This window comes from Nocardiopsis coralliicola (genome assembly GCF_054779695.1).
On sequence record NZ_BAAGXT010000033.1, the window covers coordinates 1 to 17,966 of the forward strand.

General features: G+C 75.3%; 18 protein-coding genes. 16 read left to right on the plus strand and 2 right to left on the minus strand.

The window, feature by feature from the left end:
• Nucleotides 1-224: 224 nt before the first annotated feature.
• Complete coding sequence (locus ACYVGT_RS20060) at nucleotides 225-368, minus strand: hypothetical protein (protein WP_460860721.1); 144 nt, start codon at nucleotides 366-368, stop codon at nucleotides 225-227.
• An 84-nt stretch (nucleotides 369-452) separates the two neighbouring features.
• Between ACYVGT_RS20060 and ACYVGT_RS20065 the strand changes: the two genes are divergently transcribed.
• The 4 genes from ACYVGT_RS20065 to ACYVGT_RS20080 all read left to right on the plus strand — a co-directional run bounded on the left by ACYVGT_RS20065 (nucleotide 453) and on the right by ACYVGT_RS20080 (nucleotide 6,408).
• Complete coding sequence (locus ACYVGT_RS20065; RefSeq protein ID WP_460860724.1) at nucleotides 453-1,052, plus strand: peptidoglycan-binding domain-containing protein; 600 nt, start codon at nucleotides 453-455, stop codon at nucleotides 1,050-1,052.
• Between the two features lie 312 nt (nucleotides 1,053-1,364).
• On the plus strand, nucleotides 1,365-1,979 hold the full coding sequence (locus ACYVGT_RS20070) for a peptidoglycan-binding domain-containing protein (protein WP_460860726.1): 615 nt from the start codon (nucleotides 1,365-1,367) through the stop codon (nucleotides 1,977-1,979).
• Nucleotides 1,980-2,566: 587 nt separating this feature from the next.
• Nucleotides 2,567-4,561, plus strand: coding sequence for an ABC transporter ATP-binding protein (locus tag ACYVGT_RS20075; RefSeq protein WP_460860729.1), 1,995 nt, complete (start codon nucleotides 2,567-2,569; stop codon nucleotides 4,559-4,561).
• Entirely contained in the window at nucleotides 4,558-6,408 is a 1,851-nt protein-coding gene (locus ACYVGT_RS20080; RefSeq protein ID WP_460860733.1) for an ABC transporter ATP-binding protein, read from the plus strand. Before ACYVGT_RS20075 ends, ACYVGT_RS20080 begins: the two co-directional genes overlap by 4 nt.
• Nucleotides 6,409-6,514: 106 nt before the next feature.
• On the opposite strand, the gene ACYVGT_RS20085 is transcribed toward ACYVGT_RS20080, so the two are convergent.
• Nucleotides 6,515-7,516, minus strand: a complete 1,002-nt coding sequence (locus ACYVGT_RS20085; protein ID WP_460860735.1) for a sugar isomerase — start codon at nucleotides 7,514-7,516, stop codon at nucleotides 6,515-6,517.
• Nucleotides 7,517-7,743: 227 nt separating this feature from the next.
• Between ACYVGT_RS20085 and hisI the strand changes: the two genes are divergently transcribed.
• From hisI to lgt, 12 genes are all read left to right on the plus strand, one after another.
• On the plus strand, nucleotides 7,744-8,145 hold the full coding sequence (gene hisI, locus ACYVGT_RS20090) for a phosphoribosyl-AMP cyclohydrolase (protein WP_460860737.1): 402 nt from the start codon (nucleotides 7,744-7,746) through the stop codon (nucleotides 8,143-8,145).
• Nucleotides 8,142-8,816, plus strand: a complete 675-nt coding sequence (locus tag ACYVGT_RS20095) for a Trp biosynthesis-associated membrane protein (protein ID WP_460860739.1) — start codon at nucleotides 8,142-8,144, stop codon at nucleotides 8,814-8,816. Before hisI ends, ACYVGT_RS20095 begins: the two co-directional genes overlap by 4 nt.
• On the plus strand, nucleotides 8,816-9,148 hold the full coding sequence (locus tag ACYVGT_RS20100; RefSeq protein ID WP_460860741.1) for an HGxxPAAW family protein: 333 nt from the start codon (nucleotides 8,816-8,818) through the stop codon (nucleotides 9,146-9,148). Before ACYVGT_RS20095 ends, ACYVGT_RS20100 begins: the two co-directional genes overlap by 1 nt.
• Nucleotides 9,149-9,718: 570 nt before the next feature.
• Complete coding sequence (locus ACYVGT_RS20105) at nucleotides 9,719-10,021, plus strand: CD225/dispanin family protein (RefSeq protein WP_460860743.1); 303 nt, start codon at nucleotides 9,719-9,721, stop codon at nucleotides 10,019-10,021.
• Between the two features lie 379 nt (nucleotides 10,022-10,400).
• Nucleotides 10,401-10,817, plus strand: a complete 417-nt coding sequence (locus tag ACYVGT_RS20110) for a CD225/dispanin family protein (RefSeq protein WP_460860745.1) — start codon at nucleotides 10,401-10,403, stop codon at nucleotides 10,815-10,817.
• A 151-nt stretch (nucleotides 10,818-10,968) separates the two neighbouring features.
• A complete protein-coding gene (locus ACYVGT_RS20115; RefSeq protein WP_460860839.1) occupies nucleotides 10,969-11,487 on the plus strand; it encodes a DUF2752 domain-containing protein in 519 nt (172 codons plus the stop codon).
• Between the two features lie 193 nt (nucleotides 11,488-11,680).
• Nucleotides 11,681-12,487 (plus strand): indole-3-glycerol phosphate synthase TrpC, encoded by an 807-nt coding sequence (gene trpC, locus ACYVGT_RS20120; RefSeq protein WP_460860747.1) that lies wholly within the window; start codon nucleotides 11,681-11,683, stop codon nucleotides 12,485-12,487.
• Between the two features lie 272 nt (nucleotides 12,488-12,759).
• Nucleotides 12,760-13,989, plus strand: coding sequence for a tryptophan synthase subunit beta (trpB, locus tag ACYVGT_RS20125; protein WP_460860750.1), 1,230 nt, complete (start codon nucleotides 12,760-12,762; stop codon nucleotides 13,987-13,989).
• Nucleotides 13,986-14,840, plus strand: a complete 855-nt coding sequence (trpA, locus tag ACYVGT_RS20130) for a tryptophan synthase subunit alpha (RefSeq protein ID WP_460860752.1) — start codon at nucleotides 13,986-13,988, stop codon at nucleotides 14,838-14,840. The genes trpB and trpA overlap by 4 nt, the downstream gene beginning before the upstream one ends.
• 274 nt (nucleotides 14,841-15,114) lie before the next feature.
• Nucleotides 15,115-15,654, plus strand: coding sequence for a MauE/DoxX family redox-associated membrane protein (locus ACYVGT_RS20135; protein ID WP_460860754.1), 540 nt, complete (start codon nucleotides 15,115-15,117; stop codon nucleotides 15,652-15,654).
• Between the two features lie 96 nt (nucleotides 15,655-15,750).
• Entirely contained in the window at nucleotides 15,751-16,755 is a 1,005-nt protein-coding gene (locus ACYVGT_RS20140) for a DsbA family protein (protein ID WP_460860757.1), read from the plus strand.
• 10 nt (nucleotides 16,756-16,765) lie between these two features.
• On the plus strand, nucleotides 16,766-17,944 hold the full coding sequence (gene lgt, locus ACYVGT_RS20145; RefSeq protein WP_460860759.1) for a prolipoprotein diacylglyceryl transferase: 1,179 nt from the start codon (nucleotides 16,766-16,768) through the stop codon (nucleotides 17,942-17,944).
• Nucleotides 17,945-17,966 lie beyond the last annotated feature (22 nt).

Genomic DNA, 17,966 nt, shown 5'->3' on the forward strand with positions numbered 1-17,966 from the left:
CACCCGGACGGCCGGCGCCGCCGGGAAGCCTGCGGCCGGCGCGCAGGGCCCAGCGGGCCGCCGCGTCGCCGAGCGCGTCGGCGGGCGGGAGCGAGGGGGCGGCAGCCCGCGGGAGCGTGGGGGATCGGTGCTCGGGCACCCTCGCAGTCTGCGCCGGGCGCACCGGTGCCCGGACCGCCGCGGCGGCATTCGCGCGGTGAATTCGCCGGCGTGAGCGCCACCGTTCACCGGCCCGCCACCTGGCCGGCCCGCCGCGCGCGCGACGGGCCGGGCACGGGCGCCGATTGCGAGGCGGCGACGACGCGCGGATGCGTTTCCGGTTGCCTGCGCGCGATCAAGGTGATCAGGCTCTGGCTGCTCGGCTGCATTCGGAGCATTTCCCGAACCAGCCGGACGGCGGCGCAGTCTCCCTGCACATCCGAAGAAGCACGCCAGTGGAAGGGGACCACTCCATGCCTGCACTGAGGTCTGTCCGTGCGGCGGCGACCGCCGTTCTCGCGTCTGCCGCCCTGTTCGCCGGGGGTGCCGTCGCGGGGGCGCCGGCCGCCCTGGCCGACGGTCCGAACACGCCGCCCGAGGTGCGCCAGCAGATCCAGGAGTGCTCCTGGCTGGAGCTGAAGCCGGGTTCCGAGGGCTGGCGCGTCAAGGCCGTCGAGCACCTGCTCGTCGAGTGGGGCCACTTCGGCGGTACCCCGGACACCGTCTACACCGCCGATGGCACCGGCGCGGCCGTCGCCGACTTCCGCGCGGCGATGGGCCTGCCCGAAGGCGACTCGGTCGACGCCGACACCTGGGAGAGCCTGCGGGGGGCGTTCGGCGTCGTCGGCCAGGGGACCGATCAGGAGCCCAGCCAGAAGGTCCACGCCGTGCAGACCGCGCTCCTCGCGCACGGCTACGCGATCAAGCAGGCCGAGGAGACCGACGGCCGCTGGGGCCCGGTCACCGAGCAGTCGGTGCGCGACTTCCAGGCCGAGGCCGAGATCGACGTCGACGGCGACGTCGGCCCGGACACCTTCAAGGCCCTGCTCGCCGCCGACAACTGCACCGGCTAGCCGGAGAGGATCCGCAGAGCCCCGCGGGCGGGTGCCCCGAGCGCCCGCCTGCGGGGCCTCTCCTCCGGTACGCACCGCTTCCTCGGCGGGTTCCCGCCCGCCAGGCGCCGCGGTCGCCGGGTTCCACCCGGTCTGTCCTCGGCCTGCTGCGGGGGCGCAGGCGCGCGGCGGCGTGTGCGGTTGTCCCGGACTACAGAAAGTGATCAAGTCCTGGCTGTGCGGCTGCATTCGGAGCGCTTCGGTGAACCGTGCAGGTCAGAGCCGCGTCTCCCCCCGCGTCCGAGGAAGAATCGAGTGGAAGGGGACCACTCCATGCCCGCAGTTTCGTCCATCCGTGCGGCGGCGACCGCTGTTCTCGCGTCTGCCGCCCTGTTCGCCGGGGGTGCCGTCGCGGGGGCGCCGGCCGCCCTGGCCGACGGTCCGAACACGCCGCCCGAGGTGCGCCAGCAGATCCAGCAGTGCGACTGGGTCGAACTCAAGCCGGGTTCCGAGGGCTGGCGCGTCAAGGTCCTCGAGCACCTGCTCGTCGAATGGGGCCACTTCGGCGGTACGCCGGACGAGCTCTACAACGAGAAGGGCACCGCCGTGGCGGTGACCTACTACCAGGAGTCCAAGCAGGACGCCGAGAACCCGCCGCCGGTCGACGGCGTCGTCGGCAACGAGACCTGGGAGCACATCCGCTCCGACTTCGGCATCGTCGGCGACGGCACCGAAGAGGAGCCGAGCCACATGGTGCGGGCGGTGCAGACCGCTCTGCTCGCGCACGGCTACGACATCAAGCGGGCGGAGGAGACCGACGGCCGCTGGGGCCCGGTCACCGAGCAGTCGGTGCGCGAGTTCCAGGCCGAGGCCGGCATCGACGTCGACGGCGACGTCGGCCCGGACACCTTCAAGGCGCTGCTCGCCGCGGACGTCTGCATCCCGTAGTTCCTGCAGTTCCCGCAGTTCCCACCGCCCCGCGGGCGGGTGCCCCGAGTGCCCGTCCGCGGGGCGGAGGCGTGTCCAGCCGCCCCCGGACACGGCGGTGCATGCCGCGCCGGCGTGCCACGCCGCCCCCCGCCCCGCCCCCTGCTCCCCGCGCTGCGCCGCACCCTGCCCGGATGCCGGCCCGGGGCGGCCGATCCGCTCCGCGGCCCGCCCTGCCGCTCTCCACCCGCCGGTGCGCGAGGCGGGGCGGACGACCGGGGTCCCGGGTATCGGACGTGCCCGCAGCGTCGGGCGGGAGAGCCGGATCACGCGGGCGCGGTGCGCAGCGGCGCCCGGACGCCGCCCCGGGGCAGCAGGTTCCGCGCGCCGGCGGACAGATGCGGACTCGGGCGGAATAGGGCCGCTCTGCAGGACGCTGAACCTTTCGCTGCCACCCGCGCAGTTCCGCGCAGGAGGCTCGCACCGAGCACATGCCGCCCCGACCGGATGGCATGTGCTTTTTGCCGCGCCGCCGCGCCGCAGGCGGCAGCGGCGGCGCCCCGCGGGCAGGCCGCGCACCGCGGGCACGACAACGGACAGGGGGCCGCATGCCGCAGGGCATCCGCCAGGACGGGGCCGCATCCAACCGCGCCGGATCGGCGCCCGACAGCTCCAGCGGCTCCGGCGGCATCGCCCCTGGCGCGCCGGAGAAGCCGCGGCGGTCCCCGGTCTTCCGCCGCGGCATGCGGGTGCTGTGGGTCGCCATGCGCACCGAGCCAGCCGTCTTCCTGGTCGCCGTGTTCGGTGCGTCGCTGCACGCAGCCGTCACCGTCGGCTCCTCCTGGGTGCTCGGACGCGTCACCGACGACGTGATCCTGCCCGCCTTCGCCGAGGGCCGCACCACCGCCGCACTGCTGTCGGCCGGCGCCGCCGCGCTCCTCGCCGTCGGCGTGCTCAAGGCGTTCGGCCTCGCCCTGCGCCGCCTCTACGCCGGCCTGATGCAGTTCCGCATGCAGGCGCGCTACCGGCGCGCCGTCTCCCGCAAGTACCTCGAACTGCCGCTCGCCTGGCACCAGCGCCACCCCACCGGGCAGCTGCTGTCCAACGCCAACGCCGACGTCGAGGCGGCCTGGATGCCGCTGGCCCCGCTCCCGATGGCCATCGGCAGCGTGTTCATGCTCGCCATCGCCGCCGGCGCGATGGTGGTCACCGACCCCTTCCTCGCCCTCGTCGGCTTCGTCGTGTTCCCGCTCCTGTTCGCCGTCAACGTCGTCTTCCAGCGCGTCTCCGCACCCGTCGCCGCCCGCGCCCAGGCGCTCCGCGGCGAGGTCAGCGAAGTCGCCCACGAGTCGTTCGACGGCGCCCTCGTCGTCAAGACCCTCGGCCGGGAGGACACCGAGACCGAGCGCTTCGCGGCCTCCACCGAACGGCTGCGCGACACCCTCATCCGGCTCGGCCGGATGCGCGGCACCTTCGACCCGGTGATGGAGGCGCTGCCCAACCTCGGCGTCCTGGCCGTCCTCCTGGTCGGCTCCTGGCGGCTCGCCAGCGGCGCCATCGACCCCGGCGAACTGGTCCAGATCGCCTACCTGTTCACGCTGCTCGCGCTGCCCATCCGCTCGTTCGGCTGGATCCTCGGCGATCTTCCGCGCTCCGTCGTCGGCTGGAACCGGGTGCAGTCCGTGCTCACCGCCCGGGGCCGCATGGAGCACGGCGAGCGCACCCTCGGGGCGCGCGCGGACGGCGCCTCCGTCACCGTCGAAGGGCTCTCCTTCTCCTACGAGGACGCCTACGACCCCGACGGCGCCGCTGACCGGGACCTCGACGGCGCCGGCGGCTCCGCGGCCGCCGCGGAGCCGCGGCCGCGGACCACGGTGCTGCGCGACGTCGACCTCGCCATCGCGCCCGGCCGCACCGTCGCCGTCGTCGGCCCCACCGGCGCCGGCAAGTCCACTCTGACCGCGCTGCTCATGCGGCTCGTCGACCCCGACACCGGCCGGGTGCTGCTGGACGGCACCGACATCCGCGACCTGGAGCGCGGCGCGCTGCCCGGCGCCGCCGCGCTGGTCCCGCAGACCGCGTTCGTGTTCGAGGACACCGTCCGCGGCAACGTCGAACTCGGCACCGGAGCCGGCGACGACGAGGTGTGGGCGGCACTGCGGACCGCCCGCGCCGACTCCTTCGTCGCCGCCCTGCCCGACGGGCTCGACACCCGGCTGGGCGAGCGCGGCACCTCCCTGTCCGGCGGCCAGCGGCAGCGCCTCGCCCTCGCCCGCGCACTGGTCCGGCGCCCGCGGCTGCTGATCCTCGACGACGCTACCTCCGCCGTCGACCCGCAGGTCGAAGCGGAGATCCTGGCCGGCCTCGCCGACACCGGAGCGGCGTCCACCGTCGTCGTGGTCGCCTACCGGCGGGCGACCATCGAACTCGCCGACGAGGTGGTGTTCCTGGCCGGCGGCACCGTCGCCGACCGCGGTACGCACGCCGAGCTCCTGGGCCGCTCGGCCGGCTACGAGCGCCTCGTCACCGCCTACGAGCGCGCTGCCGCCGACCGCGCCGCCGAAGCCGCACCGCCCACCGACGCCGAGGAGGCCGCCCGATGAGCGCACCGACCCGCCCCCGCGACCGCGCGGACGGCACCGCAGCGCCGGCCGGCCCGGCGCCGGAGCCCGTCCGCGGGCCCGCCCTCGCCAGATCCGCCGACGGCGCCATCGGCACCATCCGCCGCGGCCTGCAGCTGTCGCCGGAGTTCACCCGCGGCATCGGCTGGACCCTGCTGTTCGCCGCCGTCGCCACCGCGGGCAAGGTCGTCGTCCCGGTCGCCGTCCAGCAGATCATCGACGGCGGTATCGCCGCATCCGGCCGCCCCGACCTGGGCTTCGTCGCGACCGCGGTGGGGCTGTGCACGGCGGCGCTGCTGATCACCGCGGTGTGCACCGGGCTGATGAACGTCCGGCTCTACCGTGCTACCGAGTCCGGCCTGGCCACCCTGCGCCGCAAGGCGTTCCGGCACGTGCACGACCTGTCCGTGCTCACCCAGAACAGCGAGCGCAAGGGCGCGCTGGTCTCCCGGGTCACCGCCGACGTCGACCAGATCAGCACCTTCATGCAGTGGGGCGGGCTGATGCTGATCGTCTCCGCCGGCCAGCTCGCCATCGCGACCGGGCTGATGGCGGTCTACTCCTGGCAGCTCACCCTGGTCGTCTGGATCTGCTTCCTGCCGCTGCTGTTCGGCGCGCGCTGGCTGCAGCGCCTGCTCTCCCGCGCCTACCTGGCCGTGCGCGAGCGGACCGGCGCGATGCTCGGCGCCATCGGCGAGACGGTGAGCGGCGCCGCGGTCATCCGCGCCTACGGCACCGAGGACCGCACCGCGCAGCGCGTCGACGAGGCGATCCTCGCCAACCGCACCGCCCAGGTGAAGGCGCAGCGGCTGTCGATGGCGGTCTCGCCGTTCGCCGAGATGATCGCCGCCGTCGGCAACGCGGCCGTGGTCGTCGTCGGCGTGCTGCTCGGCGTCGCCGGCGACATCACGCCCGGCCAGCTGATCGCCTTCCTGTTCCTGGTCACCCTCTTCATCCAGCCGATGATGATGGCCACGGAGATCTTCAACGAGGCGCAGAACGCCATCGCCGGCTGGCGCCGCGTGCTCGGCGTCCTGGACACCGAGCCCGACGTCGCCGACCCCGGCGCCGACGGGGTGGAGCTGCCGCGCGGCCCGGTGGAAGTACGCTTCGACGGCGTCGGCTACAGCTACCCGGACGGCCCGGTGGTGCTGCACGGGGTCGACGAGCGCATCGCGCCCGGAACCCGGCTGGCCGTGGTCGGCGAGACCGGCTCGGGCAAGACCACGTTCGTCAAGCTCCTCACCCGGCTCATGGACCCGCGCGAAGGCAGGGTCCTGCTGGACGGCACCGACCTGCGCGAGGTGTCCTTCGCCTCGCTGCGCCGCCGCGCCGTCATGGTGCCCCAGGAGGGCTTCCTGTTCGACGCCTCCCTGGGCGACAACATCCGGTTCGCCCGGCCCGGCGCGACCGACGCCGAACTCGCCGCTTCGGTGCGCGAACTCGGCCTGGGGGAGTGGCTGAACGGCCTGCCGCACGGCCTGGACACCCCGGTCGGGCAGCGCGGCGAATCGCTGTCGGCCGGAGAGCGGCAGCTGGTCGCACTGGTCCGCGCCTTCGTGGCAGATCCCGACCTGCTGGTGCTCGACGAGGCGACGTCCGCGGTCGACCCGGCCACCGAGGTCCGCATCCAGCGCGCCCTGGACCGGCTGACCCGGGGCCGCACGTCCATCACCATCGCGCACCGGCTGTCCACCGCCGAGGCCGCCGACGAGGTGCTGGTGTTCGACGCGGGCCGGGTCGCGCAGCGCGGCCCGCACGACCGCCTCGCCGCCGAGCCGGGCGTCTACGCCGACCTGTACGCCTCCTGGGTGCGGAGCTCCGCCTGAAGCAGCCCCCGCCCCGCCGCGCTCCCGCGGCGGGACGGGGGCTGCCGTGCGGGTCCCGGCAGCGGCGCCGCACCTGCGCGGGGCGGGCCCTCGTGACGGGCTCGGCTCAGCCGCGCCCCGCCCACCAGCGCGCGGCGAGGAGCTCGCCGACGACCGGCTCGGTCAGCAGCGCCACATCCGGGTCGGAGTCGCCCAGGTAGCGCACCGCGACCGCGGCGCCCTCGACGTCGCGGCCGACGGCGACGAAGCGGCCGCGCAGCTGCAGCAGGTGTTCGGCGAACCGCTCGTCGTAGTGCGAGCCGCCGAACAGCAGCGCCCGGTAGTGCGTTACCGCCGCGATGTGCCGTCCGGTGTGCGACCACTCGGCCGTCTCCCACGCCGCCGCCGGCAGCACCGGCCCCTCGCGCAGCGCCAGCGCCGCCTGCTCGGCCGAGGCGAGCCGCCCCGGCGGCGCCACCGCATACAGCGCCCGCGGTGCCGTGCCCGCCCCCTCGCCGCCGAGCGCGGCAGCGGCCGCCGGAAGCCAGGTGCGGGACCGCTCCAGCAGGTCGGCGGCCGCGTTGGCGGACCGGCGCAGCGTCGGCACCAGCGACGCCGACGAGCCCGCGGCGGGCGCGCCCAGCCGGTGCCCCAGGTGCAGCAGCAGGGCCAGGGCGAGCCGGTGCCGGCGGCAGGCCAGGCCGCTCTCCTCGGGGCCCGCCTGCAGCGGTGCGAGGATGTCGGCGTACCGTGCCACCGGCGAAGCCGGGTCGTCGGCCAGCACGATGATCGCCGAGGAGCCCGCGTAGCGGTCCAGCGCGGTGCACAGCTCCCGCCGCCCGCTGCCCGCGTCGACCGCGACGACGAGGGTGGCCGGCCCCGGCGGCAGCGACGCCTCCGCGGAGGGGTATTCGGCCACCGCGCTCAGCCCGGCCATCCGCAGCCGGTAGGCCGCGGCCGTGCAGGCGTAGCGCGCCGATCCGGTGCCCAGCAGCAGGATGCCGGCCGGCTCGTCGTCGACGAGCGCCGGCAGCGCAGCGAACGGATCGAAGCGCGCCAAGCGGTCGGCGAGGGCGGTGAGCGCCGCCGGAACGGCCGCAAGATCGGCCTGGAGCAGCTGGGCGGTCACGGGACTCCTTCGGGCACGCAGGGGAACGCACCCGACCCTACCGACGCTCGGTCCGGCGGCAGTCCGCCGTACCCGGCGGCCGAGGCACCGCGGCGGCCGGGCAGTGCCCGGTCTGCCCGGCCCCGGCGGCGCTGCGGCATTCCTCCGCCGGGCCGTGGCCAACCTCACCCAGCGCCGGACGGCGGACCCGGGGGAGGGTCCCGCTCCGGGCACCCTAATCTGGAGGTATGAACGGGCGCCCCACTACCGAGCAGGCCGCATCCGGGCTCGACCCGGAGATCGCCGCCCGCCTCACGCGGACCGCCGACGGCCTCATCCCGGCCATCGTGCAGCAGCACGACACCGGCGAGGTGCTCATGCTGGCCTGGATGGACGACACCGCCCTGGCCCGCACCCTCGCCACCGGTGCGGCCACCTACTGGTCGCGCAGCCGCGGCGAGTACTGGGTCAAGGGCGCCACCTCCGGCAACACCCAGCGGGTGGTCTCCGCCGCCCTCGACTGCGACGGCGACACCCTGCTGCTCCGGGTCGACCAGGCCGGCGGCGCCTGCCACACCGGTGACCGCACCTGCTTCGACGCCGACCCGCTGCCCGCCGGGCCCGGTACCGCTCCCGGAGCCCCGGCATGAGCACCGCCGCTTCCCGCCGCGGCTACACCGCCGCAGTCGCCGCCGCAGCGCTCGGCGCCGCAGCGCTCATCGCCGCCACCGGGCAGGTGTGGGCGCACGGCACCGTGGAGATGCCCGGCCGGCTCGCCGCCGCCCCCGTCGAAGCCGGCGGCGCGGACCTCGTCCCGGCCGCCTCCGGGCTGGGCTGGGCCGGACTCGCCGCGCTCGCCGCCGTCTTCTCCACCCGCGGCCGCGCCCGGATGGCCGTCGGCGCCGCCATGGCGCTGCTGGCCGCCGGCGCCCTCGCCGCGCTGTGGACGGGCACCCGCGGCTCCCGCGTCGCCGCCGCCCTGGCGGACGAAGCCGCTTCCGGCCGCGCGCCGTCCGACGTCGAGGTCGCCTGGGTCTGGCCGGCCGCTGCGGCCGCCGGAGCCGCGCTGATCGCCCTGGCCGGCCTGGCCGTGTCGGTGCGGGGACCCGGCTGGCCCGGCATGGGCAGCCGGTACGATCGCCACGGCACCGCAGCACGACGGCCCGCCGGGCCCGCCGACCCTGCTGACCTGTGGAAGTCCCTCGACGGAGGCGACGACCCCACCCTCGACCCCGCGCCCGCCGCAGGCGAGCGGGCCGAGACCACCGAGCACCCGAGCGTCCGTCCCGAGGGCGCCCCGGCAGCACAGAAGGAGCCCTGATGGCCGACACCGCTGAGGCACACCACGAGGAGCACGAAGACCACGGCAACACCGTCGCCGCCTGGTTCCTGACCCTCACCTGGATCATTACCTGGACCGTCGCCGGCGTGGCCATCGTCCTCGGCGGCGACCTCATCGCCTGGACCGGCCTGGCCTTCGGCGCGAGCGTCGTCCTCGCGGTGGTGGCCGGCCTGATGAAGAAGGCGGGCCTGGGCCGCAAGGAGCCGCGCCCGGTGCCGCCGACGCGCCAGGAGTGGGAGGAGTCCCGCCGCTCCGCGGCGAAGCCCGCCGCCAAGGCCGCCGCCGAGAAGGAGACCGTCGGCGCCGAGTAGCCGGAGCATCCCGCGGTGCGCGCCCGATCGGCGCGCCCGCCGCCAGGGACGGGCGGGGACGGGCGGTTCTGCACCCCGCAGAACCGCCCGTCCCTGTCCTGTCTCCCGCTGCGGCCCCCCGGGTCCGCGGCTGCAGGGCCCCCGCGGCCCCGTCCGGCAGTCCCTGCGGAGGCGCTGCCGCCCGCACCCCCCGGACCGGTGCGCCCCGCCAGTGGCCGCATGTGGTCGCGGCGCGGAGGAGCGCCGCCCGCGGCCGGGGCAGGGGCGCGGCCGCGGAAACCGGCTGTCCGCAGGTGCTGTCGCACGCCGCGGGGCGGATGCGGGCGGATGCGGCGCGCGAGGGGGATGCGGCGGACTGCGCAACAAGAGTCCCAATCGTCACCGTGCACTGCCATGATGCAGACCGCTCCGCCGGCAGCGGACGGCCGCGCCCTGCTCCGCGCGTCCTGGCCGGCGGCGCGGACGGGCCGGGCCCGTCCGCGCAGCAGAGCCTCCGCGCCCTCCCGGCGCCGCGACTGCCGCGGGACTTGCGGGCGCACCCTCCCTACCGAGACAGAGAGCAACACGGCTATGAGCTACGGCACTCCCCAAGGTCCCCCTCCCGGCCAGCCCGCTGGCGGTCCGCCGCCGGAGGTGGGCCTGGTCGGCGTCATCCTCTCCCTGCTGTGCTGCTGGCCGCTGGGTATCCCGGCGCTGGTGTTCCAGCTGAAGATCGACAAGCAGTGGCAGACCGGCGACTACGCCGGTGCGCAGGACTCGGCGAAGAAGGCCACGACCTTCCGCAACATCGCCTTCGTCCTGGGCACCATCGCCATCGTCCTCGGCGTGGTGAGCAACCTGATGCTGGCGGGCATGTCGGCGGCGACCTACTGAGGCGCCCGCCTGCCCTGGTGACACCTGCAGGCTCCGGCTCCCGCCCACTGCGGGCGGGGCCGGAGCAGCAGCACGGCCGGCGCCGCACACCCGCGGCCCGGCGCGGGCGGTCCGCGCACGGTTGTGAGTTCCGGACCCGTTCCCTTCACGTCCGGAGTCGGCCAGATCCGGGGTGAATACCGGCCGTTCGGCCCGAATTGGCCATTCAGGACCGGATTATCTGCCATCATGCTCTAGCCCCCGCCGCAGCTGCGGCGCGCGATCCCAGCCCCCGGTCGCCGGCACCATCCCCCCTGAGAAACAGCCCGCTCCGGCCCGCGGTGTCCGCGGCCGGAGCGCTCGGCGTCGTTATCCGTTCCGTCAGAAAGCGCGACTCGGCATGAGCTACGGACCGCCTCCCGGCCCCCCGCCCCCCGGCCAGCCCCCTTACGGAGGCGGACCCGGCGGCTACGGCCCGCCCCCCGGTCCCCCCGCTGGCGGTCCGCCGCCGGAGGTGGGCCTGGTCGGCGTCATCCTCTCCCTGCTGTGCTGCTGGCCGCTGGGTATCCCGGCGCTGGTGTTCCAGCTGAAGATCGACAAGCAGTGGCAGACCGGCGACTACGCCGGCGCGCAGGACTCGGCGAAGAAGGCCACGACCTTCCGCAACATCGCCTTCGTCCTGGGCACCATCGCCATCGTCGTCGGGATCGGCGCCCAGATCTTCAGCGCGATCGTGCTGAACGATCTGGAGCAGCAGCAACAGCAGGAGATGGAGCAGTTCGAGCAGGACATGGAAGACCTCGAGACCGACTTCTGAGCACCCTGCCCGTCTGCAGCGTGCCGGATCGCCTCCGGCCCGCCGTACGCATTGCGGCGCGCCGCCCGCCCGGGCGGCGCGCCGGACCGCACCGGGGCGCCGCCGCACACCGGCGGCGCCCCACGCGCATTAAGGTGGCACCGTGGAAGAGATGGCCCGCCCCGCACCGCAGACCCCCGCCGGACCGGCGGACCGGCTGCGCGCCCTCGCCGCGCGCGTCCACCCCGGAGCGTGGCCGGTCCTGGTGGGCGTGGCCGGCCTGGCCGGCATCGCCATGGTGCACCTGGTCGACCCGCACGAGCCGGGCCACTACCCCACCTGCCCGTGGCTCATGCTCACCGGAACCTGGTGCCCCGGCTGCGGCACCATGCGCGCCGTCAACGCGCTCAGCAACCTCGACATCGTCGGCGCGCTCCAGATGAACGCGCTCTTCACGGTGCTGGTGCCCTACTTCCTCTTCCACTACTTCCGCTGGCTGTACCGCTCCTTCCGGCCGCAGGGGGCGGTGCGCCCGCCGGGCCGGATCGGCGCCGCCGTGATCCGCTGGCGCAGGGTGTGGCTGCTCGGCATCCTCGCCGTCATCATCGGCTACTGGGTCGTGCGCAACACGCCGTTCGGCGCCGTTCTGGCCCCCGGCGGAGTGCTCGCACCCCCGTCCATCCTGTTCTGACCGGCGGCGCAGGGCCGCCCCCGCGCGCTCTGCCGCACCCCGGCCCGACCGCGGGCCGGTGCCCGGTCGGCCAGCGGGTCCGGATACGATCGGAGCACACCGGGCGGGCCGAGCGGCCGCCCCGCACGGAGCCGGAGCCGCGCCCGGTCCGACTACCGTCCACCACGGCTGAAACTAGAGGGGGCAGGCCCACGTGAGCGTGCTCGACGAGATCCTCGACGGGGTACGCGACGACCTCGCCGAACGGCAGGCAGCCACGCCGCTGGAGGAGCTGAAAGACCGCGCCGCGGCCGTCTCCCGCCCCATCGACGTTGCCGCGGCGCTGCGCCGCCCCGGCGTCCAGGTCATCGCCGAGGTGAAGCGCTCCAGCCCGTCCAAGGGCGCCCTGTCGGCGATCGCCGACCCGGCAGCGCTCGCCACCGACTACGCCGCCGGCGGCGCCGCGCTGATCAGCGTGCTCACCGAGCGGCGCCGGTTCGGCGGCAGCCTCGCCGACCTCGCCGCGGTCCGCGCCGCCGTGGACACCCCGCTGCTGCGCAAGGACTTCGTCGTCAGCTCCTACCAGCTCTGGGAGGCGCTGGTGCACGGCGCCGACGCCGTGCTGCTCATCGTCGCCGCCCTGGAGCAGGACGCCCTCGTCTCGCTCGTCGAGCGCGCCGAATCCCTCGGGCTGACCCCGCTGGTCGAGGTGCACACCGAGGCCGAGGTCACCCGCGCGCTGGACGCCGGCGCCACCGTCATCGGGGTCAACGCCCGCGACCTGACCACCCTCAAGGTCGACCGGGACACCTTCTCCCGCGTCGCCCCGGCCATCCCCGCCGACCGGGTCCGGATCGCCGAGTCCGGCGTGCGCGGCCCGCACGACCTGCTGGCCTACGCCTCCTCCGGCGCCGACGCCGTCCTCGTCGGGGAGAGCCTGGTGACCGGCCGCCACCCGCGCACCGCGGTCGCCGACCTCGTCACCGCGGGCGCCCACCCGGCGCTCCGCGACCGGCACTGAGGCCGCGCCATGACCGCGGCTCCGCACCGCACCGCTCCGGCCGCTCCGGCCCGCGGTTGCAGAGCGCTGCGCGCCGCCGCGCCCGCGGCACCCGCGGGGCTGCGCGCCCGTACCCGGCGATGGCTCTAGGGAGACCGCCCACCACGCCGGGACCGGGATAGATATCCGCGGCCCGCACGGCGGCCTCCCCCCTTCGCGCCCGCATAACCCGTACCGCCCGCGGCGGGCCCGCCCACCGGCGCGCCGCCGCGGCTCCCAGGAGAGCAACCGACATGACCACTGCACCGACCGGCCCCGCGGAGCAGACCGCTCCGGTGGGCCACTTCGGCGCCTACGGCGGGCGGTTCGCCCCCGAGGCGCTCGTCGCCGCCCTCGACGAAGTCGCCGCAGCCTGGGAGGACGCCCGCAGCGACGCGGCGTTCCAGACCGAGCTCGCCGACCTCCTGCGCGACTACAGCGGCCGGCCGACGCCGCTGACCGACGCCCGCGCCTTCTCCGCGCACGCCGGCGGCGCCCGCATCCTCCTCAAGCGGGAGGACCTCAACCACACCGGCTCGCACAAGATCAACAACGTGCTGGGGCAGGCGCTGCTCACCCGCCGGATGGGCAAGACCCGGGTGATCGCCGAGACCGGAGCCGGCCAGCACGGCGTGGCCACCGCCACCGCCTGCGCGCTCCTCGGCCTCGACTGCACCGTCTACATGGGCGAGGAGGACACCCGCCGCCAGGCGCTCAACGTCGCCCGGATGCGGCTGCTCGGCGCCGAGGTCGTCCCGGTCACCATCGGCAGCCGCACCCTGAAGGACGCCATCAACGAGGCGTTCCGCGACTGGGTCGCCAACGTCGAGACCACGCACTACCTGTTCGGCACCGCCGCCGGCCCGCACCCGTTCCCCGACCTCGTCCGTGACCTGCACTTCGTCGTCGGCGCCGAGGCCCGCGAGCAGGTGCTGGAGCGCACCGGGCGGCTGCCCGACGCGGTCGCGGCCTGCGTCGGCGGCGGCTCCAACGCGATGGCGCTGTTCGCGGCGTTCATCCCGGACAGCAGCGTCGCCCTGTACGGCTTCGAGGCCGGCGGCGACGGCGCCGAGACGGCCCGCACCGCCGCGTCCATCACCGCCGGCACCCCCGGCGTCTTCCACGGCGCGCGCACCTACGTGCTGCAGGACGAGGACGGCCAGACCCGGCCCAGCCACTCCATCTCGGCCGGCCTGGACTACCCGGCGGTCGGCCCGCAGCACGCCCACCTCGCCGACACCGGCCGCGCCGTCTACGAGCCGGTGACCGACGCCGCCGCGATGGAGGCGTTCCGGCTGCTCTGCCGTACCGAGGGCATCATCCCCGCCATCGAGTCCGCGCATGCCCTGGCCGGTGCGCGCACGCTCGGCGAGCGGCTCGGCCCCGACGCGGTCATCGTCGTCAACCTCTCCGGGCGCGGCGACAAGGACGTCGACACCGCCGCCGCCTACTTCGACCTCCTGGACAGCGAGGAGCAGGCGTGAGCACCTCCACCCCGGCCACCGCCGCAGACGTACCGCAGCCCACCGCCCTGACCCGCACCCTGGAGCGGGCCCGCAGGGAGAACCGGGCCGCCCTCATCGGCTACCTGCCGGCCGGCTTCCCCGACCTTCCCGGATCGATCGAGATCGTCCGCGCCATGGTCGAGGGCGGCTGCGACGTCGTCGAGGTCGGCCTGCCCTACTCCGACCCGATGATGGACGGCCCCACCATCCAGCAGGCCGCCGATAGGGCGCTGGCCGCCGGCACCCGCCCCGGGCACGTGTTCGACGTCGTCTCCGCCGTCGCCGAAGCGGGCGCGGCTCCGCTCGTCATGTCCTACTGGAACCCGATCGACCGGTACGGCCCCGAGCGGTTCGCCGCCGACCTCGCCGCCGCCGGCGGCGCGGGGATCATCACCCCCGACCTGCTGCCCGAAGAGGCGGGGGAGTGGGTGCGCGCCTCCGACGCGCACGGCCTCGACCGGATCTTCCTGGTCGCGCCGTCCAGCACCGACGCGCGGCTGCGGCTGACCACCGCAGCCTCGCGCGGCTTCGTCTACGCCGCCTCGCTGATGGGCGTCACCGGCGCCCGCGAACAGGTGGCCGACACCGCCGAGAAGCTCGTGGTGCGCACCCGCGCCGCGATCGGCGGAACCGGCCTGCCGGTCTGCGTCGGGCTCGGCATCTCCACCGGCGCCCAGGCCGCCGAGGTCGCCGGCTACGCCGACGGCGTCATTGTCGGCGCCGGCTTCTGCCGCCGCGTGCTGGAGGCACCCGACATGGACGCGGCCCGTGCGGCGGTGCGGGCGTTCGCCGCCGAACTCGCCGAGGGCGTGCGCGCCGGGCGCGGCTGAGCGCAGCGGGGGCGCTGCGGCGCAGCGGCCGGGCCGGAATGCGCGCGGCCGCCGACGGCGGTAGGTTCGCCTCACCGGAGCGTTCCCGGGGGTGCCGCACACGGTGCGCGGCACCCCCGGGCGGCTGCGGGCCGCCCCGCCGGCGGCCCGCGCCGGGCCGATCCGTGCGGACTTGCCGTCACGCCGCAGTCACGTGCAGTAGGCTCCGCTGCGACCCCCGGCCCGGCGCGCCTGCGCGCCCCGGGGCCGCCGCCCGCCCTCAACGGGAGAAGCCATGGAATCGACCGACCCGGCCGCCACCGAGGAGCCGACCGCGCAGGACAGCGCTGCGCCCGGCGGCGCCCGCGCCCTGTGGAGCACCGCCCAGCCCTGGGTGACCCTCGCCAGCCGGCTCGCGCTCACCGGCATCCTCGGCTTCGCCGCGGTGACCAAGCTGCCGCCGGCGCTGTCCATCCAGTCGGTCGAGGCCTACGACCTCTTCTCCGACCCGGTCAACGAGTTCATCGGCATTACCCTGCCCCTCGTGGAGATCGCGCTCGCGCTGCTGCTGCTCGTCGGCCTCGCCACCCGCTACGCCGGCGCCGCCACCGCGCTGCTGATGGCCGTCTTCATCGCGGGCATCATCTCGGCGTGGGCGCGCGGCCTCAACATCGACTGCGGCTGCTTCGGCACCGGCGGCCCCGTCGCGCCCGGCGAGACCGAGTACGGCCTCGACATCGCCCGCGACGTCGGCTTCATCGTGCTGGCCGGTATCGTCATGATCTGGCCGCGCTCGCCGCTCTCCCTCGACCGGGTCGCCGGCCTCTACCGGTGACCGCGCCGGCCCCTCCGGCGCCTGCCCCCGCCCGCGCCGCGGCGGCCCCCACCCCCGATCCACGTCCCACACCCGACCGAGAACGGTGAAGGCCAGATGAGCAAGGCGGCGCGGCGCGAGGCCCGCGAACGGTTGAAGCAGCAGCGCATCGCGGAGGAGCGCAAGCGCAAGCGGAACACCTATCTGGTGATCGGGGCGGCCGTGCTGGTGCTCGTCCTCGTCGTCGCCGGCGGTTACCTCTGGTTCAGCTCCGACCGCGGCGACGAGGGGCCGGAGGCGCTCGCTCCGCAGACCCTGCAGGAGGACGGCAGCGTCGTCATGGCGACGGACGGCGGCGGCGAGAAGCCCCTCGTCGAGGTCTACGCCGACTTCCAGTGCCCCGCCTGCAAGCAGCTCGAGGTCGCCAGCGGGCCCGCGATCAAGGAACTCGCCGCCAGCGGGCAGGCGACCGTGCAGTACCGGCCGGTGAGCATCTTCGCCCTGCAGCAGGACCCCATCTCCACCAACTCGCTGCGCGCCGCCGGCGCCGCGCGCGCCGCCGCCGACCACGGCCGCTTCGTGGAGTTCCACGACCTGGTCTTCGAGAACCAGCCCACCGAGGGCCAGCCCGGCTTCGCCACCGAGGACCTCGTCGACTGGGGCAAAGAGGCCGGGATCGACGACCCGGCCTTCGCCGAGCGCGTGGAGTCCGAAGCCGCCGTCGCCGAGGAGTTCGGCACCTCCTTCGGCCCCGACCTGCTCGAGCGCGCCCAGGGCGAGATCGGCGCCGAGCAGATCAACACCATGCCGATCACCGACCTCATCGCCTGGGGCGAGGAGAACGGCCTCGACGCGTCCTTCCTCGACGGCAGCTACGTCCAGGAGGTCCTCGAGGCGACCGCCGCGGTGAACGAGCGCTACTCCGGCGCCGACGCGTTCTCCGGAACCCCCGCCGTCTACCTCAACGGCAGCCAGCTCGGCGACGAGGCGTTCTCCGCCTCCGGCCTGCGCGGCGCCGTCGAAGGAGCCGGCCCCGGCGAGGTCGAGACCCAGCCCCTTGAGGGAGAGGACGCCGGCAGCTCCGACGCCTCGCCCTCCGCCTCCCCTGACGCCAAGGAATGAAGACCAGCACATGACCAGCCCCACCACGGCCGCGCCCGACGGCGCCGGCGAGGGCGCGGCCGAAGCCGGCCGCGCCCTCGCGGCGATCCCCAGCCCACCCATCAGCGGCATCGAAATCGGCCCGCTCACCATCTACCTGTACGCGCTGTGCATCCTCGCCGGCGTCGTCGCCGCCGTCTTCTGGGCCGAGCGCCGCTGGGCCGCGATGGGCGGCGAGAAGGGCACCATCATCGACGCGGCGGTGCCCGCCGTCTTCCTCGGCCTCATCGGCGGCCGGATCTACCACGTCATCACCGACTACCAGCTCTACTTCGGGCCCGGCCGCGACCCGCTGGGCGCACTCGACATCCGCAACGGCGGCCTCGGCATCTGGGGCGCCATCCCGCTCGGCGCGCTCGGTGTGTGGTTCGTCGCACGCCGCCGCGGGCTGTCCCTCACCAAGCTGTCCTTCGCGATCGCGCCGACCATCCCGCTCGCGCAGGCCTTCGGCCGCTGGGGCAACTACTTCAACCAGGAGCTCTTCGGCGCCCCCACCGACGTGCCCTGGGCGCTGCACGTCTCCATCGACGAGGGCGTCCCGGCCGGCTACATCATGGGCGAGACCACCTACCACCCCACCTTCCTGTACGAATCGCTGTGGTGCGTGGGGCTCGCGGTCCTGCTCGCCTGGCTCGGCCGCCGCTACACCGACGCCCTCGGCGGCGGGCGGCTCTTCGCGGTGTACGTCATGGGCTACTGTGTGGGGCGGTTCTGGATCGAATACCTCCGGGTGGATCCCGCACACGACATCCTCGGGCTGCGGCTCAACAACTGGACGTCGATCGCGGTCCTCCTCGCCGCACTGGCCTACTTCATCTGGGCCGGGCGCAGGCTCGACCGCTTCTCCACCCGGGTCGTCCCGGTCGGCCACGACCCCGGGACCCAGGTCTTCGACACCGATCCCGCCACCTCCGGCGGGCGCGGCGCGTCCGCGCCGGACGCCGAGGAGAGCGGATCGGCCGGCGGCGACGCCGGGACCGCGGGCACCGACGGCTCCGACGGCACCGGCCCCAGCGCCGGAGACGCCGGCGGGGACGCTGAGCAGGAGAGCGCTGGAGACGCCGGCGGGGACAGCGCCTCGCCGGAGAGCGGCGCCGACTCCTCCGACGGTGCCCCCGCCGGGCCGTCCGGGCCCGAGCGGAACGCCTAAGGCGCCGGCGGCGCCGCCGCGG